A 21,734-nucleotide genomic window follows, 5' to 3' on the forward strand; every position below is an offset into this window, starting at 1 on the left:
AACACCCTATAAACTTTTGCTTAGTCCATGAACAAACTAAAGTGAATGCCTAGATTTGTGAAAAGAAGTCACTTCGCACAGACATGACATTTCGGATAAGGAAGACTAGGCTTAAGGTTAAGTAAACTATAAAAAAAACAGGCGAAACAGAACTGACTCATCACATACATCAGTCTATGTAATTGATTGTTAATGCAGAGAATAAGTTCTGAATATAATTTAAGCCTGAAACCGTTATTACTATCATTTTCACGATGTTGGGCAATACAGCATTTTGTGACCTCGGGGGATATATGGGTATTGAAGTTTCGCGCCAAGCTGCAGTTGTAGAGGTAGTGAGTGGAGAAGTCATTGCAGTTAAGTCTGACGGAAGCGCACGGAAAATTTCAGCTGGAGATATTATTCGTGAAAACGAGATTGTTATCACTGCCAACCAAGCAGAGCTTGTATTAGGTACCCCAAACGGTGTCACTGAGGTGGCAAGCAATTGCGTTGGCTGTGTTGATCAAGATTTAGCGTGGGCTGATGCTCCGATCGCTGGAGAAGTTAATTTTGACTTACAGCAAGCCGATGCAGGAGATTTTGATGAATTTGCTGCTATCCAAGAAGCCATTTTAGGTGGTGCCGACCCGACCCAAATCTTAGAAGCAACGGCTGCTGGTGGCGGACTCGGTTCTGCAAACGCTGGCTTTGTGACGATTGACTACAACTACACAGAAACTCATCCGTCGACATTTTTTGAGACCGCAGGTCTAGCAGAACAAACCGTTGATGAAGATCGAGAAGAGTTCAGAACAATAACCCGTTCATCGGGCGGTCAATCAATCAGTGAAGTGCTCGCTGAAGGCTCCATTTCTGGCAATACCTATCCCCAATCTATTACAACTACCGAAACGATTATTGCTGGTAGTTTAGCGCTCTCCCCTGATTCTTTCATTCCAGAAACTTTATCCCTCACTTCGCTACTCACAGAGCTAAACAGTGATATTACCTCAAGTGGTCAACCCGTTATCTTCACGTATGACGCGACGACCAATTCTATCGTTGGTGTTCAAGGCACCGACGAAGTATTACGTATCGACATCGATGTCGTCAGTGTTGGCAATAACATTGAGCTTTCTCTAACAACAACGATTTCTCAGCCGATTGATCATGTACCGTCGGTTGGTGGTGGTCAGGTTTCCTATACAGGCGATCAAATTAACATCACTTTTGATATTCAAGGTGAAGACTCCGCCGGAAACCCATTAGCAACACCAATCAATGCGCAAGTTGCCGTGGTTGATGGGATAGATCCGTCAGCTGAAAGTGTCAATATCACTAACGTTGAAACTAGCAGTGCGGCAATTGAAGGAACGTTCTCGAATATTGGTAGTGATAATCTTCAATCAGCCGTATTTGATGCAAGCGCACTCGACCAGTTTGATGGGTTGCTCAGTGACAATCAAAACACGCTTGCGAGACTGTCTGACGATGGAACAACGATTACTCTGTCCATCCAAGGTCGAGGTGAGGTTGTTCTCTCTATCTCTCTAGATACCGATGGCACCTATAAATTCGAGCAGTCTAATCCGATAGAACAAGTGGGTACCGATTCACTGACGTTCGCTTTGCCAATCACGATTACCGATTTCGACCAAGATGTTGTAACTAATACGATCAACATTGCCATTACTGATGGCGATAGCCCTGTTATCACTAATGTTGACAGTATTGATGTTGATGAAGCGGGTATTGTTGGCGGCTCACAAGAGGGCACGGCGCCAGTGTCTGGCACTGGCAGTATCACCGCGGACATTTTTGAAAGTGACATCATTGACCATTATGAGCTAGAACCCACTGAATTTAATACTAATGGCACCTTGGTTTCAAATGGCGAGGCTGTGCTACTTGAGTTGATTGATGAAACCAACGGTGTAAGAACTTACGAAGGTTATGTTGAGGTCAATGGTTCGAGAATTATGGTCTTTGACGTTAAAATTGATAGCCCTTCATTGGGCAACTATGAGTTTAATCTTTATGAAGAACTTTCTCATCAAGGCGCTGAAGATGCGCTGTTAACTTTTGCATTGCCAATTTATGCTGTTGATGCAGATGGCGACCGTTCTGCACTGTCTGGAGGTTCGAACACACCAGAAGCTGCTGAGATCCTCGTTAATGTTAAAGACGATGTCGTTGAGTTAGTTGATAAGGTTGAATCAGTCACCGAGCCGACCTTAGCGGGCGATACTATTGTTTCGTATAACCTGTTCAATTTTGAAGGAGCAGATGGTTCTACAATTCAATCGTTTAACTACGACGGTGTTGATTATCCATTAGATCAAAATCTTCTTCCTGATGCGAACCAAACCTTCAGTTTTACTGAGGGTGTTGTAACCATTTCGCTGAACGGTGATTTTAGCTTTGAAGTGGCTCGTGATATTGACCATACAAGCAGTGAAACTATCGTCAAACAGTTTTCATTTTTGGCCGAAGATGGTGATGGCGATACTGATACTTCGACGCTTGAGTTAAGTATTACCGATGGCCAAGATCCAATCATTGATTTGGTTCCGCCTGTTACTCTCTCTGAAACTAATCTAACTGACGGCTCTGCGCCCAGCGGAAGTACAGTTAGCGCAACCGAGACGATTACCTTTACTGCAGGCAGTGATGATGTGGCGAGTTTCCGTATTGAACCTACTGAATTCAATGTGGGTGGAGCACTGAAATCGAATGGATTTGCGGTCGAGATAAAAGAAGACTCTGCTAATCCGGGTACTTACATCGGCTTTATTACCAATGGTTCGGGCACTGAAGTCCAAGTGTTCGCCATTAGTTTCTCTGCTACTACGTTGGGTGAATACACCTTTACTTTACTTGAAGCGCTAGACCATGCAGATGGTTTAGATAATAACGACCTGAGCTTTGATCTACCCGTTTATGCGGTTGATACGGATGGCGATGATTCATTGGTGTCTCAGCTAAACGTGACCATCGGTGATGATGTCCAAATCATGCAAGACGGTACGTTAGATATCATCGAGCCAAATCTGGCTGATGGAACAATCACAACTAACACCATTGATGTGATGCCAAATCAGAGTGCTGATGGCGCGACGATCACTCAGTTCACCTATGACGGTCAACTAAGAACACTTGATCAGAATGACACTGGCGAACAGCAATTCAGTTTCACTGAAGGTGAGTTGTTTATCACCCTTGAAGGGGAAGTGCGCTTTGAGCCGAACCGAAACTTAGACCACTCGGTGAGCGAAGATATCGTGAAATCGATTGTTGTAACCTCAAGCGACTTCGATAACGACTCGCTGACTTCAACCGTAACGTTGACGATTACGGATGGTGACAACCCTACGATCGACGTCATTCCAAGCGTTACCCTTTCTGAAACTAATCTGAGTGATGGCTCTGCTCCAAGTGGCAGCACGGTAAGCTCGACTCAAACCATTACTTTTACCAATCAAAGTGATGATGTGGTTCGTTTCCGTATTGAGTCAACTGAGTTCAATACTAACGACGATCTTAAATCGAACGGTTTAGCCGTTGAGTTACGTGAAGATCCGGCGGGGTCGGGTGACTACATTGGTTTTACTACTAGTGCGACGAATGTCGAAACCACGGTATTTACGTTGAGTTTTTCTAGCACCACATTAGGTGAATATACCTTCACTTTACTTGAAGCCTTGGACCACCAAGATGCCCGTGGCAATAACGACCTCAGCTTTGATTTACCTGTTTACGCGGTAGACAGTGATGGCGATGATTCATTGATGTCTCCGTTAAACGTCACCATCGGTGATGATGTTCAAATCATGCAAGATAGTTCGTTAGATATCGTCGAGCCAACCGTCGCAGATTTGGCCGCTGGCACAGTGACAACTAACACCATTGATGTGATGCCAAGTCAAAGTGCTGATGGCGCAACGGTGACGCAATTCACTTATGATGGCCAACTTCGAACGCTTGACCAAAATGATAACGGCGAGCAGCAGTTTAGCTTCACAGAAGGTGAACTATTCATCACGCTTCAAGGTGAAGTGCGCTTTGAGCCTAATCGTAATCTAGACCACACGCTGAACGAAGACATCGTGAAATCGATCGTGGTGACGTCTAGTGACTCCGATAACGATGTGTTGACCTCAACCGTCACGTTGACCATTACCGATGGTGATATCCCAACCATTGATAATGTTCCAACTGTGAACTTGTCGGAAACAAATCTGAGTGATGGCTCTGCACCAAGTGGCAGCGCGGTGAGTTCAACTCAAACTATTACTTACACCACTCAAAGTGATGATGTGACAAGCTTCCGTATTGAACCAACGGAGTTCAATGTTGGTGGTGCTCTGAAATCGAACGGATTGGCAGTTGAGCTAAAAGCTGACCCAACTACACCGGGTGGCTACATCGGTTTTGTGACTGATGGTTCGAACGTTGAAACTAACGTGTTCACGATTAGCTTCTCGGATACCAATTTAGGTCAATACACCTTCACCTTGCTTGAAGCGTTGGATCATGCGGATAGTCTTGCAAATAACGATCTGAGCTTTGATCTGCCAGTCTACGCCGTCGACAGTGATGGCGATGATTCATTGGTTTCTCAACTTAACGTAACCATTGGTGACGATGTTCAAATCATGCAAGGTGGTACGTTAGATATCACTGAGCCAAATCTTGCAGATGGCACAATCACAACCAACACCATCGATGTGATGCCAGAGCAAAGCGCTGACGGCGCGACGATCACCCAGTTTACGTATGACGGTCAAGTTCGCACTCTGGATCAAACTGACAATGGTGAGCAGCAGTTTAGTTTCACAGAAGGTGAGTTATTCATCACTCTTCAAGGCCAAGTGCGCTTTGAACCTAATCGTGACCTTGACCACTCTGCCAGCGAAGACATCGTGAAGTCGATTGTCGTTACTTCAAGTGATTTTGATAACGATCCGGTGACTTCAACCGTTACGCTGACCATTACCGATGGTGATATTCCAACTATCGATGCGGTACCAAGCGTTACGCTCTCAGAAACAAACCTAGCTGATGGTTCTGCGCCAAGCGGCAGTGTAGTCAGTCAAACCGAGATAATTACCTTCACCAATCAAAGTGATGATGTGGCGAGTTTCCGTATTGAACCTACTGAATTTAATGTGGGTGGAGCACTGAAATCGAATGGCTTTGCCGTTGAGATAAAAGAAGATTCGGCTAATCCGGGAACTTACATCGGTTTTATTACCGATGGCTCGAATACTGAAGTTCCTGTATTCACGATTGCTTTCTCTACGAGTACGTTGGGTGAATACACCTTTACTCTGCTTGAAGCGTTAGACCATGCGGATGGTTTAGATAAGAACGATCTGAGTTTTGATCTGCCGGTTTATGCGGTTGATACGGACGGCGACGATTCACTGGTGTCTCAGCTGAATGTGACCATCGGTGATGATGTTCAAATCATGCAAGATGGTACGTTAGATATTATCGAGCCAAATCTTGCAGACGGCACAATCACAACCAACACCATTGATGTGATGCCAAACCAAAGTGCTGATGGTGCGACGATCACTCAGTTTACTTATGACGGTCAGCTAAGAACGCTTGATCAAAATGACACTGGTGAACAGCAGTTCAGCTTCACAGAAGGCGAGTTGTTTATCACCCTTGAAGGTGAAGTGCGCTTTGAACCTAATCGCGATCTAGACCATTCCGTTAGCGAAGACATCGTGAAGTCGATAGTAGTGACTTCAAGCGACTTCGATAACGATCCGGTGACTTCAGCCATTACGCTGACCATTACTGATGGTGACAATCCGACTATCGATTCGGTACCGAGCGTTGTACTTGAAGAAGCTGATTTAACTGATGGCTCATCGCCAAGTGGCAGCGCGGTTAGTCAGACGGAAACCATCACTTTCACTAATCAAAGTGACGATGTCGAAAAATTCCGTTTAGAACCAAGTGAATTTAATACTAACAATGCGCTCAAGTCCGATGGCTTGAGCATTGAGATTCGAGAGGAACCAACAGGCTCTGGCAATTATATTGGTTTCACGACCGATATTTCGAATGTCGAAACCACTGTGTTTACACTCGATTTCAGCAGTACTACTTTGGGTGAGTACACCTTCACGCTTCTGGAAGCGATTGACCACACGCCTGTTCAAGGCAATAACGATCTAACATTCAACTTGCCAGTATACGCTGTCGATAGTGACGGCGATGATTCGCTAATGTCGCCACTGGCTGTGACTATCACTGATGATATTCAAGTGATGGTTAATGACTCTCTCACAATTGAAGAGCCAACGGTTGCAGATTTGGCAGCAGGTACACCGACGACAGCTACCGTAAATGTACTTGATGAAGAAGGTGCTGATGGGACGACTATTACTCAGTTCACTTACGATGGTGGGGCGGTATTAACGCTTGACCAAAACGATACAGGTGAGCAGAAGTTCGTGGTTGCTGACGGGTCATTGTATATCACTCTGCAAGGCGATATTCGTTTCGAACCAAGTCGCAACCTTGACCATACTGGTGGCGATATCGTGAAGTCGATAGTCGTAACCTCGAGTGACTCTGATAGCGATCTTGTGTCCTCAACGGTAACGCTAACCATTACCGATGGCGATATTCCAACCATTGACACAGTGCCAAGCGTTACGCTGTCAGAAACGAATCTGAGTGACGGATCTGCTCCGAATGCAAGTGCGGTAAGTTCAACTCAAACCATTACCTTTACTAACCAAAGTGATGACGTGACGAGTTTCCGTATTGAACCGACTGAGTTTAATGTTGGTGGTGCTCTGAAATCGAACGGATTGGCTGTCGAACTGAAAGCTGACCCAACTACACCGGGTGGCTACATCGGTTTTGTGACTGATGGTTCGAACGTTGAAACTAACGTGTTCACGATTAGCTTCTCGGATACCAATTTAGGTCAATACACCTTCACTTTACTTGAAGCATTAGACCATGTAGATGGCTTAGTGAAGAATGATCTGATTTTTGATCTTCCTGTTTATGCCGTTGATAGCGATGGTGATGATTCACTGGTGTCTCAACTGAATGTGACCATTGGTGATGATGTACAGGTCATGCAAAACCAAGCGCTTAATATTATTGAGCCTACGGTTGCAGATTTGGCTGCGGGTACTCCGACGACAGCCACTGTTGATGTGATGCCTAGTCAAAGTGCCGATGGCGCGACAATCACTCAGTTTACTTACGATGGCGGGGCGGCAATAACACTCGACCAAAACGACATCGGTGAACAGAAGTTTGTATTCACTGAAGGTTCACTGTTCATCACCTTGCAAGGTGAAGTGCGCTTCGAGCCAAACCGCAATCTTGACCATACGCTTAGCGAAGACATCGTGAAGTCGATTGTGGTGACCTCAAGTGATTTAGATAACGATGTGGTGACGTCAACAGTAACTCTGACCATTACCGATGGTGATATCCCAACCATTGATGCGGTGCCAAGCGTTACCTTGTCTGAAGCCAGCCTTGCAGATGGCTCAACTCCAAGCAGCGGTGCAGTCAGTCAGACTGAGACGATTACCTTCACCAATCAAAGTGATGATGTGGCGAGTTTCCGTATTGAGCCAACAGAGTTTAATGTGGGCGGTGCACTGAAATCGAATGGATTTTCGGTTGAGATAAAAGAAGATTCGGCTAATCCGGGTACTTATATCGGTTTTATTGCCGATGGTTCGAATGCTGAAGTTCCTGTATTCACGATTGCTTTCTCTACAAGTACGTTGGGCGAATACACCTTCACCTTACTTGAAGCGCTAGACCATGCAGATGGCCTAGATAAGAACGATCTGAGTTTTGATCTTCCTGTTTATGCGGTAGACAGTGATGGCGATGATTCACTGGTGTCTCAACTCAATGTGACCATTGGTGATGATGTTCAAATCATGCAAGACGGTACGTTAGATATCACTGAGCCAAATCTTGCAGACGGAACAATCACAACCAACACCATTGATGTGATGCCAAATCAGAGTGCCGATGGTGCGACGATCACTGAATTCTCATTTGGCGGTATTGTCAAAACACTCGATCAAAGCATCGTAGGTGAGCAGCAGTTTAGTTTCACCGAAGGTGAGCTATTCATCACTCTTCAAGGTCAAGTGCGCTTTGAACCAAATCGTGACCTTGACCACTCTGCCGGCGAAGACATCGTGAAGTCGATAGTGGTTACTTCAAGTGATTTTGATAACGATCCTGTGACTTCAACCGTTACGCTGACCATTACCGATGGTGATATTCCAACTATCGATGCGGTACCAAGTGTTACGCTTTCAGAAACAAACCTAGCTGATGGTTCTGCGCCAAGTGGTAGTGCGGTTAGTCAAACGGAGACGATTACTTTTACCAATCAAAGTGATGATGTGGTTCGCTTCCGTCTGGAACCAACCGAGTTCAATACTAACGATGCACTTAAATCGAATGGCTTAGCGGTCGAACTGCGCGAAGAACCTCAAGGCTCTGGTCAGTACATTGGCTTTACCACCAGTTCGTCTAATGTTGAGACAACAGTATTTACGTTGGACTTTAACTCCGGAACCTTAGGTGAATACACATTTACTTTAATCGAAGCTCTGGATCATCAAGATGCGCGTGGCAACAACGATTTAAGCTTTAATCTACCTGTGTATGCGGTGGATAGTGATGGCGATGACTCGTTAGTCTCTCAGCTTGGCGTGACCATTGGCGACGATGTGCAGTTGATGCAAGACGGCACAATCACCAGTCGTGAGCCTGCAGCAAGTGTTGAAACATCAAATACCTTTGATGTGATGCCAAACCAAAGTGCTGATGGAGCCAAAGTCACTTCATTTGTTTTCGATGGTAAGACTGCAGAAAGTCTTGATTTGAATGTGAATGGTGAACAAGAGTTCGTCTTCACGGAAGGTTCGGTATTTATTACGACGGAAGGTGAGATACGATTCGAGCCGGTACGTAATCAAAATCATGCTGGTGGTGATATTACCAAGTCGATTGAGGTGACGTCTGTTGACCTCGATGGCGATATTGTCACATCGACAGTGACACTGAAGATTGTTGATGGTGACCTTCCTACTATCGACCTTGTTCCCGGAATTACGTTATCTGAAGTGGATCTGGCCGATGGCTCTGTGCCAACCGGTAATCCAGTGACAATGACACAAACCATTACCTACACAGCGGGTAGTGACGACGTAAGCCATTTCAGAATTGACCCTACGCAGTTCAATACTTCAGGGGCTTTGAAATCGAACGGCCTAGATGTCGAAATAAAAGAGCAGCCAGCTAATTCTGGTAATTACATTGGCTTCGTCAAAGACGGTTCTAACGTAGAAACCAACGTCTTCACGATCAGCTTCTCGACGAGCAATTTAGGGCAATACACGTTCACACTACTTGAAGCGTTAGATCATGTAGATGGATTGCAAAACAATATACTAAGCTTCGATGTCCCTGTTTTAGCGGTTGATGCGGATGGTGATGATTCTGCAATGTCGCCTATGACGGTTGCGATCACCGATGACGTACAAGGTGTTCAAGATGGCACCTTGAGTATCACTGAGCCTTCATTAGCTGATTTGGCATCGGGTACGCCACCAACGACGGCAATCATTGATGTTATGCCAACGCAGAGTGCTGATGGCGCGAAAGTAACACAGTTTACTTACGATGGTGGCACAGCTGTAACGTTAGACCCAAGCATCGCCACAGAACAAGTCTTTACCGTAACCGATGGCTTACTGTACATCACCATTGAAGGGGAGGTTCGTTTTGAGCCGAGCCGAGATCTAGACCATTCATCTGGCGATATCGTAAGAACGATTGTCGTCACCACCAGTGATTTTGATAACGATACAGATACCGCGGATGTCACTTTGACGATCAAAGACGGTATCAATCCCGTCATCAATGTGGTTCCAGGTGTTAACTTATCGGAAGTTAATCTAGCGGATGGCTCGACGCCAAGTGGTTCTGCAGTCAGTTCGACTCACACAATCACTTACACCGAAGGAAGTGATGATTTTAGTCACTTTAGAATTGCGACCAACGAATTCAATCCGGGCGATCTGTTGAAATCAAGTGGTCTTGTCGTTCAACTTAAAGAAGATCCTGCTTCTGCTGGTGACTACATTGGTTATACCGACGATGGTATGGGTAACGTTACCGATGTATTTACCATTAGCTTTGATAGTGCAAACAAAGCTCAGTTTACATTTACCTTGATAGAGGCACTCGACCATCTTGATGGCGTGCTCAACAACGACCTTACTTTCCGCTTACCTATCTATGCTGTTGATACAGATGATTCTGAATCAACGAAGCGCGATGTGGTGGTTACGATAGAAGATGACCTCCAGCAAATGCAAGATGGCTTCTTAACCATTACCGAACCAAGTTCTGGTACTCCAACAACAACTACCGTTGATGTGATGCCAATACCAAGTGCAGACGGCGCGAACATTACGCAGTTTACGTACGACGGTGGCTCTCCAATTACTCTGAATCAAAGCATTAGCGGTGAACAAGAGTTTGTTTTCACGGAAGGTTCACTGTTTGTGACATTAGATGGTGATGTGAGGTTTGAGCCAAATCGAAACCTTGATCACTCTGCAGGGAACATTGTTAAGTCAATCGTGTTCACGTCTTCAGATTTTGATAACGATATCTTTTCGTCGACGGTTACGCTCACCATTGTTGATGGTAATGGGCCAACAATCGACGTTGTGCCGGGTGTGGCATTGTCAGAAAGCTTACTTGCTGATGGTTCGACGCCTAGCGTAACCCCTGTGAGTATGACTCAAACCATTACTTCACTTGCAAGCAGTGATGATATTGCTGAAATAGTGGTGGAAGTAGGGTTGTTCAATACCAACGGCGCGTTGAAGTCTGATGGCCTTGAATTGAGTTTACGTGAAGATCCAGCTGGTTCAGGCGACTACATTGCATTTACTACTAATGGTTCAGGTGTTGAGAAAGTAATCTTCACTCTGGATTTTGATGACACGAATCCGAGCCAATATACATTTACTCTGCTTGAACGTTTAGACCATGTTGATGGCTTAGGAAATAACGATCTGAGCTTTGATCTTTCTGTTTACGCAGAAGATACCGATGGTGATATTTCAGCGTCTAAACCGCTTACTGTCACTATTACTGATGATGTCCAGCTAATGCAATCCGGTGCGCTCAACATTACTGAGCCAACCACGGGAACACCAACCACAACGACATTTGATGTGATGCCTGCGCAAAGTGCAGATGGCGCGACAATCACTAAGTTTGTGTATGACAATCAAGCTGAAACAGCCTTGGTACAAACCGACACGGGCGAGCAAGAATTTGTGTTCACTGAAGGTTCCTTGTTTATCAATCTCGAAGGGGATGTACGTTTCGAACCTAACCGCAATCTAGACCACTCTAGTGGCGATATCGTCAAGACCATTACGGTGACATCTGAAGATAAAGACGGCGATATCGTGACGTCTACAGTGACGTTAACTATTGCCGATGGCGCGCCACCAACTATCGACACCGTACCGACTGTCGCGTTGGCTGAAGCAAATCTGATTGATGGTTCTTCACCGGGTTTACCTGTTAGCCAAACTGAAACCATTACTTTCACAGCAGGAAGTGATGATGTGAGCCACTTCCGTATTGATCCGGCTCAATTCAACACATCAGGCGATCTGAAAGCGGATGGTTTGGTGGTTCAGTTAAAAGAAGATCCTCTAAACAGCGATAATTATATTGGTTACGTTGAAAGCGGCGGTGTCCAAACGGATATCTTCACCATCACCTTTAGCAGCGTGGTTCTAGGAGAGTACACATTCACCTTGTTGGAAGAGTTAGATCACCTGCCTGTACAAGGTAAAAATGATCAAATCTTCACCTTGCCAGTGATCGCAGTTGACAAAGACAACACTGATTCAGTGATGAAACCCCTTACCGTGACCATTACCGATGATGTTCCAACCATTACTGACACCACTGTCGCGAGTACGTTTGTGGTTGATGAAGATGATTTGGGCGCTCTGGCACAAGCGACAGGTTCGTTTGTTACCACAGAAGGTGCAGACCAAGTCGAGGTTTACGAACTACGTAATATATCAACGTTGGAAGCAACGCTATCGTCGGGCAGTGAAGGTATTAAGATCGCTGAGATCACAGGTGCTGCTAACACGACCACCTACCAAGGCGTAACTGACCCAAGTGGAACACCAATCTTCACATTAGTGCTGACTGATGATGGTGCTTACACGTTTACCTTGCTTGGCCCTCTCAATCACGCTACGACACCGAGTAACCTCGATACACTCACAATACCGTTTGATGTTGTTGCTGTTGATGGTGATGGCGACGATTCTAACCAATATGTATTACCAATCGAGGTGATCGATGATGCGCCTGTAATGACGGCGCCGACTGGTGAAACGGTTGTTGATGAAGACGATCTTACTGGTATTGGTTCCGATCAATCTGAAGATACCATTATCAATGGACTGTTCACTGTTGATGAAGGTGCGGATGGCGTTGTGCTGTATGAGCTGGTTGATGAAGATTTGGTTCTGACGGGCTTAACCTCTGATGGAGAAAGCTTAGAGTGGCTAGCTGTTTCACAAAACGGCACAACATTTACTTACGTTGCTCAAACTGCAACGAGTAATGAAGCGGTGTTCGAGATTATTTTCGATACCTCAAACAACAGTTATCAGTTTGAACTGTTTAAACCTCTGAAACACCCTGATGGTGCCGATGAAAACAACATCGAACTTGATTTCTCGGTCGTGGCTGAAGATTTTGACCAAGACCAATCAAACGCAATCGACTTAAAAATTACGGTAACCGATGATGTTCCGTTAGTGACAACTCAATCGATTACTCGTCTTGAAGGTCAGGGGTATGGCAACTCTAAAGTCGACATGTTTGCCAATGCAATAGATGTGGGGGCTGATGGCGCGGTACTGAGTCGAATTGAGGGTATCTCAAATAATGGTGCAGATATTGTTTTCCGTAGCGGGAACAATGGGCCATATAGTAGCGGCTTCGATTTAAACAGCGGTAGCCAACAAGTTCGAGTCTACGAGCAAACAAATGGCGGTGCTGATACTCGTGAACTTGGCCGTCTACGCATCAACTCAAATGGTGAGGTTGAATTCAGAGCTAACGGCTATCTCGATCATGACGGCCTAGACACTATCGACTTCTCGATTAACGTGATTGCGACGGATGGCGATTTAGACACCTCTGAAACACCGTTAGATATTACGATTACTGATAGGGATTCTACAAGAATTGCGCTGAAAGTGACGACCTTCGAGGATGCAGGTAGAGACTCAACCATACCTTACGCAACAGGTGATGAGCCGACTCTTGAGAATGTTCAAGATAACCAAAATGGTTTGCCGAATGCGCCAGCGCAAGTTGCGCTGCAAGTTAGTCTGTATGACCAAGATAACGCTGAATCTATTGGCCAGTTGACGATTAAAAGCCCGAACGGAGGTGATAGTCACCAAGGTACTTTTTATTACTTTGATGGTGCTGACTACATTGAATTAGTGCCTGAGTCAAATGGGAGCATTATATTTGGCTCTCCTGAACTCGAACAAAGCTTCGCTCCAAACCCGAGTGAACCAAGACAAACTATCGCGACGATAGACAACCTGTTCTTTGTTCCAGACCAACACGCTAGCTCGGATGAAACTGGTGGGCGAGTTCGTTATGAGCTTGAGATTGAGAAAAATGGCACTACGGAGCACACCATTAACTCAAACTTCAGAATCGAGATTGAAGCGGTAGCGGATATTGCGACTTGGGATGATTCCAACAGCACGTATCAGTATCAAGTCAACGAAGATGAAGACAATGTCACGTTGCAGCTGAACGCAGAGTCGCAAGATAACAGTAATACTGAGACGATTACTTATGAACTTGAAGCAGTTCAAGGCGACGGGAAGTTTGAGTTACTTGATCAAAATGGCAATGTGTTAACGCCCGTTAATGGTGTTTATATCATCGCATCTGCTGATATCAATAGCACCGTAGTTAACCCTATTGATAACTTCTCAGGGCAGATTGAGTTCAAAGCGACGGCAATTACGGAAGAAACGCTTAACCCATACGATGATTCAGCCAACGGTGGAGCAAACGATAAGACGACGGCTCGTTCTGTGGAACAAAGTATTGTTATTGATGTGACCGCAGATGCGGACCCTGGCACATTCAGTGTTAGTCGAATTCAGATCAACGAAGACAATATCGATGATCCAGATTACGTCGGGCCTTTGGACAATAAAGACGCGTTCACGTTAGACGAAGTCATCACCATGACAGGGTCGGTCGATTCTGACAGTTCTGAAGAACTGTTTGTGCGCATCAGTAATGTTACGGAAGGAGCTGTGCTTTACTTCTTAGGCACCACGACAGTCGTTCCGACCATCACGATCAATGGTGTGGATTATCAAGAAATCGCGTATTCCGATTTGGCTAACGTTGAGGTTGTTCCAACCAAACACAGTAATGTCGATTTCACCTTCGATGTTACGGGAGTGGTCAAAGATACGGCAAATCTATCCACGGGCGCCCAAATCGATGAGGAGATACTAGGAACTAAAACCGTCAACGTTGAAGTCAAAGGCGTTGCCGATACTCCTTATGGTGGAACGAATGGCACGGCTTGGAGTGCAATTACAGATGGCACTACATCTGGTGTTCAAACCACGATTCAAGAGAGCCAAAATGGTGATACCTTTGCTGAGCTTGATTTCACCGTGTTGTCGGGAGAGAGAAGACCAGATACTGGCACTACACCATTAGCTGACGATGGGTCAGAATCAATAACCGTTATTCTATCGGGTATACCCGATGGGGTTGTTCTAGAAGACGGTGACGGTACAGTGATTGACCTTAACTTTGTCGGTTATGAAACAGGACCGGGCGGTAGTCCTGACTTATCCAAACCTATCTACGAAGCGAACATTACTGAGGCGGGTAAAACTTCAGGCATTCGCATCAGACCTGTCGACTCTTCAACCGAGAATATTCACATTCAAGGTAAAGTGATTGTGACTGAGAACGATGGTCACACGCTTACGTTTGATCAAGAAATTCGAGTGCTAGTCGAACCTAGAATCGATACCTCTGCGACGTACAACACGGTTACTAATGGTGATGAAGATACCGCGATCAACATTGACTGGCACCCAGAGGGTACTGACTATATTGATAATGATGAGCATTTCACTTCTATTGTCATCAGTGATATTCCAACTGATGTTGAAAGTGTTGTGGTTAATGGCGATGTGACTTGGGTTTACGATGCAGCCGCAGGTACTTTGACCATCACTCCTAAGAGTGGTCAGACGGCAGAAGAGTTTACTCAAATTGCGCTGAACAATAATTTTATTCAGATAATACCCGAAGAAGATTCAAGTACAGACTTTACGCTTAGTACGGTTGTCATGATCGAAGAGCGAGATCATGAGTATGTTGATGCAACTGATCCTGGTCAGGGCATCGTTACCGCTACGATTACAGGTACGATTGATGTGCGTGTAAGACCCGTAGTTGAACCTGGAGATGCCGACAACAAGATTGTCGTTTCAAACGAAGATGGCTCTGGAGATCTCACTACGATTACGGCTGATGCTAATGGTGTCATTAAATTTACAACTAACAGTGATAACCAAACGACTGATACTAACGGAGACGAAATCTGGGACGGTGAATACGTCGTCCGGTACCAAGAAACGGATTTAAGCACAGTAGAAGAGCAAGTCGACGAAGTGATTGTTCAGCTGACTAACACCGATGGAAGCGTGTTATCTGATGATATTTTAGGGCAACTTTTAGTAACTGGCGCCTCTTACGAAGGCGGTGGTCGTTGGGTTGTAACCAATGAAGATGCCTTTAGCGTCAGTGCGCCCAATGGATTAGATTTTACCCCTGCCAATGATACAGATGACGTGGTGGGGGACTTAAATGATATCAAGATGACAATTTTCACTTTGGTATCAGATCCTGGTGATGCTAACAATGAAACGTCCGCCCAAGTGCAACGCACCGGAGAAGTAACGCTTTCTTATCCTGAAGTGCTGACGGCACCTGACAAAGTTGCCGCAGATATTGCGATTGTGCCAGACAGTGTTATCGACGCTGTTGAGGATACTCAGCTTGATCTCGGCGCGGCACTCAACGGCATTTTGAGCTTGACGGGTCGCGATGATTCTACTGACCAAGTGACGGTGATTATTGATGGTACTCTGGTCATTGATGCTACAACATCATTCCCAATTAGCCTGTCGGGAGCAAGTGATGTTGACTTTGTTAACGGGAAATATGTTTACGAGACGACTGTTGAGCAGGGCGTAGCCGTCGATTCATCGGGTTTGTTATTGAATCTGCCACCAAACTACTCTGGTGACTTTAGGTTGCCAATGACCATCGTGACCAAAGATTTACAATCTGGCGATGAGAAGACCTTAGTGACTGAAGTTATCATCAAAGTCGCACCAGATGCTGAGACGGATCCAACGATTGAGGTGAATGTCGTGGGTTCTCTTGATGATGCCTTTAATCCTGTTGATACCGATGGTCAAACTGGGCAAGATCCGGTGGGTTACGAAGACACCTATATTCAGCTCGACTTCAATTCGACCATTTCGGATCAGGTTTCCGGCGTCGAAGGCGGCCAAGAAGCGTTTACGTCCATTACTTTAACGTTGGATGACCCTTCTATAGGTGCATTCTATGACAACACGGGTACTTCATTAGGCACATCTGTTACGTTTAATCAGGCTGAAATAGCAGCGGGTGCACTCGATAACGTGCTCTTTAGGGCAATCGAGAATTACCCAACGGGTAATGATATTAACCAAGTGCAGGTTAATGTCAGCGGTACAGTCACAGATACCGCAACCTATAATGATCCTGCTTCTCCTGCGGGTACGGAAACAGACTCCGATACTTTCTCTACAAGTGTCAGCTTTGAAGTCGTTCCTGTGGTCGATGACGTGTCTGTCACTGGACCGGGCAGCGATCCTGATGTTATCGAGATTACTGGCAACGAAGACCAGCTCATTTCTTTGTCGGGGACAGGGCCTGTATCGATTGCACTGACTGACCTTGATGGTTCAGAACAGTTTGTATCGATTAAGTTCACAGATGTCCCTGATGGCTTCCAAATGCGTGCAGATGCTGGCTCGACATATACCGTGAAAAATAATGGTAATGGAGAGTGGAGTGTTCAACTGCCTCAAGCTTCGGGGTTGTCATTCGATTTAAGTGAGATTTCGATCTTGCCGCCTAAAAACTTCAGTGGTATTGCTGAGTTTGGTGTGGAAGTCTTCACTCAAGAATCGTTGCTGGGTGTGCCTACTGCGGCGGCAAACTTGCCAAGCTTCAAATTGCATGTGGTACCTGTTGGTGATGATGTCGATACTAACCCGACTGATTCTGTGACAGGTAATGAAGGCCAAAACATTGATATCGAAATCAATGCGACTATTTTGGATAAAGAATTGTCTGCAACAGGAAGCGGGACGTATACCGAGAATGCGCCCGAAACGCTTCGAGTTGAAGTGGCGGGTGTTCCTCAAGATGCTTCTATTTTCTATCCAGATGGCACGACATTGGCTAGCTACGATCCGGCGACGCAGCTTTGGACACTTGATGTTCCTGCACAGTCGCTCGATAAGATCGTATTCAATTCTGGAGAACATAATAGTGATACAGGCAATGTACTGGGTATCAATGGTCCACTACAGATTACGGTACGTTCTGTAGATACTGATGCTGATAATACAGAGTACCTAGGTACGCCAACCAGCTTCGATGTCGATCTGGTGATTGATCCTATTAACGATCAACCGATCTTTGTGAACGTAACGAATATTGAAACATCGGAAGACATCAGTGTTGCCATCGACAACTTTAGTATCTACGACGTCGACGCAAACTTTGATAATCCAGATGCTCCATATGAACTGACGCTTAAAGTCGACCAAACACTGACGGGTGCGCAAGGTGTGTTTGAGTTTACCAGCTCTCCTGACGTGACGTTTGTATTGCAGCCAGACGGTTCGTTGGTGATTACCGGTAAAGAAGCTGACATCAATACCGCGTTGACCAATGGAGCGGTGACTTTCAAACCAGACCCAGACCAGAACTACCTCAACCAGAGTGGTTTAGTCACAATCAATGCAACGCTCGATGATGGTGGTAATAACGGCTTGATTGACGTGGGTGATCCGAATACCGCTCAAACCAATCAAGCTACATTCACTATTAAGGTGACGGAAGTGAATGACGCTCCGGTCGCGACTGATGTCGATTTAGGTTCGATTACGGAAGATGGTCAAATCGTGATTGTTGAAGGTGACTTGATTGCAGCGAGTTCTGATCTAGAAAACCATAACCTCACGGTAACTGGCGTAACTCTTACTCAAGGGCAAGGTCAGCTAACGCGCTTTGAAAATGCTGGTGGTGCTGATGACGCTGGGGTTACGGGGCCATTCTGGATATTCATTGCAGATAATGATTTCAACGGCGACGTTAAATTCAATTACTCCATTATCGATGATGGTACAACCAATGGTGCGGATGATTTTAAAACCGATAGCGCTGAAATCAGCCTTGTATTTACTGAAGTCAATGACCAGCCAGTGGCATCGAACATTGATTTGGGCACCATGCTTGAAGAAGGACAGCTGGTCATTAAAGAGGAAGACCTGATTTCCGCAACCACTGATCCGGAAAACGACACGATTACTGTGAACAGTTTGGTGCTCGATCAAGGTCAGGGCCAATTACAACGCTTTGAGAACGTGGGCGGTGCTGATGATGCTACGGTCACTGGCCCGTACTGGGTATTTACCGCAGCCAACGAATACAACGGTGATGTTAAGTTCACTTATACCGTTGAGGACGATGGTACAACCAACGGCGCTGATGATTTCTTAACAGATACCGGCGAAATTAGCGTTGTGGTAACGGAAGTGAATGATCAACCGGTGGCAACGGATATCGACTTAGGAAACATCCTTGAAGAAGGGCAGTTGATCATCAAAGAGGAAGACTTAATTGCTGCTACGAGCGATCCGGAAAACGACACGATTACCGTGACCAATCTGGTGCTCGACGAAGGCCAAGGCCAGTTACAGCGCTTTGAGAACGTAGGTGGTGCTGATGACGCTATGATTACTGGCCCGTACTGGATATTTACGGCGGCTGATGAATACAACGGTAACGTTAAGTTCACCTATACCGTCGAGGATGATGGTACAACCAACGGCGCTAATGATTTCCTAACGGATACTGCAGAGATCACAGCGATTGTCGACGGAGTGAACGATACGCCTGTTGTTAATAGTGACAGTGTCACTACGGTTATTGACGAGGATGCTGGTCAGCTATTGAGTGGTATCAATGTCAGTGACCCAGATTATGTGGATGCATTTTCTAATGACTTAATGACAGTCACGCTGACAGTGGATTACGGTACATTGAACGTATCACTTCCGGCAATGACGACAGTGATGGTCAACGGCAACAACACTGGTTCGGTTATCTTAGTTGGTACTTTGAGTGACCTGAATGCGCTGATTGATACGCCAACCAGTCCAAACGGTGTCTACCTCGATGCGAGCTTGTCTCCAACCAATAGTATTGGCTTAGAAGTAATCGCCAAAGACAGCGGTAACCCTTCTGGTATCGCGATTGAAACTGCACCAGTGGTTTATAATATCGCAGTGACACCAGTCGCTAATGCGCCAACCTTGTCTATTGATCCGGCATTTAACTATGTGAGAAACATTACGACCAGCTCATCTGTGGTCGCTAATAGTGGAGTCGCTTTAGTTGGAATTGTCGCTGCATTGACGGACATTACTGAAGAGTTAACGTTGAAGATTAGTGATGTTCCGGATGGTGTTGATGTAACCAGTGATGTGGGTACGGTTTCGTTGGTGGGTGATACTTGGATAGCGACCGCTGATGCGATCGATAGTCTCAGACTCGTCGAGCAGTCATCATTAGGGAAGCCGTTAACCCCGGGTAATTACACCTTGAAAGTTGAGGCGGTATCTGAAGAGGCGGACAACAACGATATTGCGATATCTCAAAACATCGATCTGAATCTCAATATTGTTGCCAATCCAATAGATCTCGATCTGTCTTCTGAAACAGACGATGTGCAACTTTTAGCGAGTAACTTTGATACCAACCTCACTGGCGGAACTGGAAATGACCGACTTGTAGGTGGATCGGGTGACGATACGCTGGTTGGCGGTGACGGTAACGACACACTCATTGGTGGCGGCGGTTCCGATATTCTAACCGGTGGCAATGGTATGGATTCGTTTGTATGGCTCAATATCGAAGATGGCGTTGAAGACACCATTACCGATTTCAGCCTGTCTGAAGGAGACCAAATCGACCTACGAGAAGTATTACCTGAGTTGAAGAATACATCTCCAGACATGTCTGCATTGCTACAACAGATAGACGCGAAAGTGGAAGGGGATGATATTGAACTAACGATCAATCCTGATGGTTTAGGGACCACAGAACAGGTGATTGTGGTTGAAGACCTTGCGCCACAACTAACCTTAAGTGGCACCATGCCGTCAGACATTCTGGATGCGTTAGTGCAACAAAATGTCATCACTCACGGTTAACGCCAAATTGGAGGCTAGCTATTAGAATCTAACGATTAAACTAAAAGCGAACCATTTAACCATAACGAAAGAGGCCAGCATTGCTGGCCTCTTTTTTGTCACTGTATAAATTGAAAAAGACGTTACTTAAGAGAGTTGTGGATCAGGAACTCTTCTTCGACGCCTTTCAATTTCATCTCATCCATAATGAAGTTCACTGTGTTCAACAAGCGTTGTTCACCTTTTGGTATCAGGTAACCGAATTGACTGTTGGTAAACGGTGTTTCACAGCGTGCCGCTTCAAGACGTTCGTCCGTCACTTGATAGAACAGACCTTCAGGGGTTTCTGTCACCATCACATCAACTTTACCTTCTGCAACGGCTTGCGGAACGTCTAGGTTGTTCTCGTAACGTGTAAAGCTCGCGTCTTGCAAGTTAGCATCCGCAAAAATCTCATTAGTCCCACCGATATTGACGCCAACACGCACAGAAGAGAGGTTCACTTTCTCAATGCTGTTGTATTGTTCTGCTTTGCCTTTCGCAACTAAGAAACACTTGCCAAAGGTCATGTAACCTTGAGTTTGTTCTGCGTTTAACTGACGCTGCATTTTACGCGTGATACCGCCCATCGCGATGTCGTATTTATCGCTGTCTAGATCGGTCAGTAGATCTTTCCATGTGGTACGAACAATCTGTAATTCAACGCCCAACTGCTCTGCAACATGTTTGGCTACGTCAATGTCATAACCAGAGTAGGTTTTGCCGTCGAAGTAAGAAAAAGGTTTGTAGTCGCCTGTGGTGCCGACGCGAAGTGTGCCTGATTTTTGAATGTCTTCTAGCTGGTCAGCTTGTACTACACCAGAAAGTGCCAGAGTAATGGAAGCAAGTAATAGTGATGTTTTTTTCATTGTAATTATCTGTTGTGTTTGTGTTGTTATTCAAAGTAACAGAAACAATCAGAGAAAGAGATCAAACCATTGGAAAGGTTGTAAAAGAAGATAAAACGAGGGCAGGAGATAGGTAACGCTATTGATTTGTGAACATTGATAAACATGTGTTTCATATTCC

The 21,734-nt window shown here is 45.4% G+C and carries 2 protein-coding genes; one reads left to right on the top strand and one right to left on the bottom strand.

Features of this window, described 5'->3' with window-relative positions; translation table 11 throughout:
* Positions 1-293: 293 nt before the first annotated feature.
* Complete coding sequence (locus AACR09_RS05625; protein WP_193836139.1) at positions 294-20,687, top strand: retention module-containing protein; 20,394 nt, start codon at positions 294-296, stop codon at positions 20,685-20,687.
* Between the two features lie 122 nt (positions 20,688-20,809).
* Here the strand turns inward: AACR09_RS05625 and AACR09_RS05630 are convergent, their stop codons facing one another.
* Positions 20,810-21,574, bottom strand: a complete 765-nt coding sequence (locus tag AACR09_RS05630) for a transporter substrate-binding domain-containing protein (RefSeq protein ID WP_017095159.1) — start codon at positions 21,572-21,574, stop codon at positions 20,810-20,812.
* Positions 21,575-21,734: the final 160 nt, after the last annotated feature.

This window comes from Vibrio sp. OPT20, from assembly GCF_963889365.1.
GTDB lineage: Bacteria > Pseudomonadota > Gammaproteobacteria > Enterobacterales > Vibrionaceae > Vibrio > Vibrio splendidus.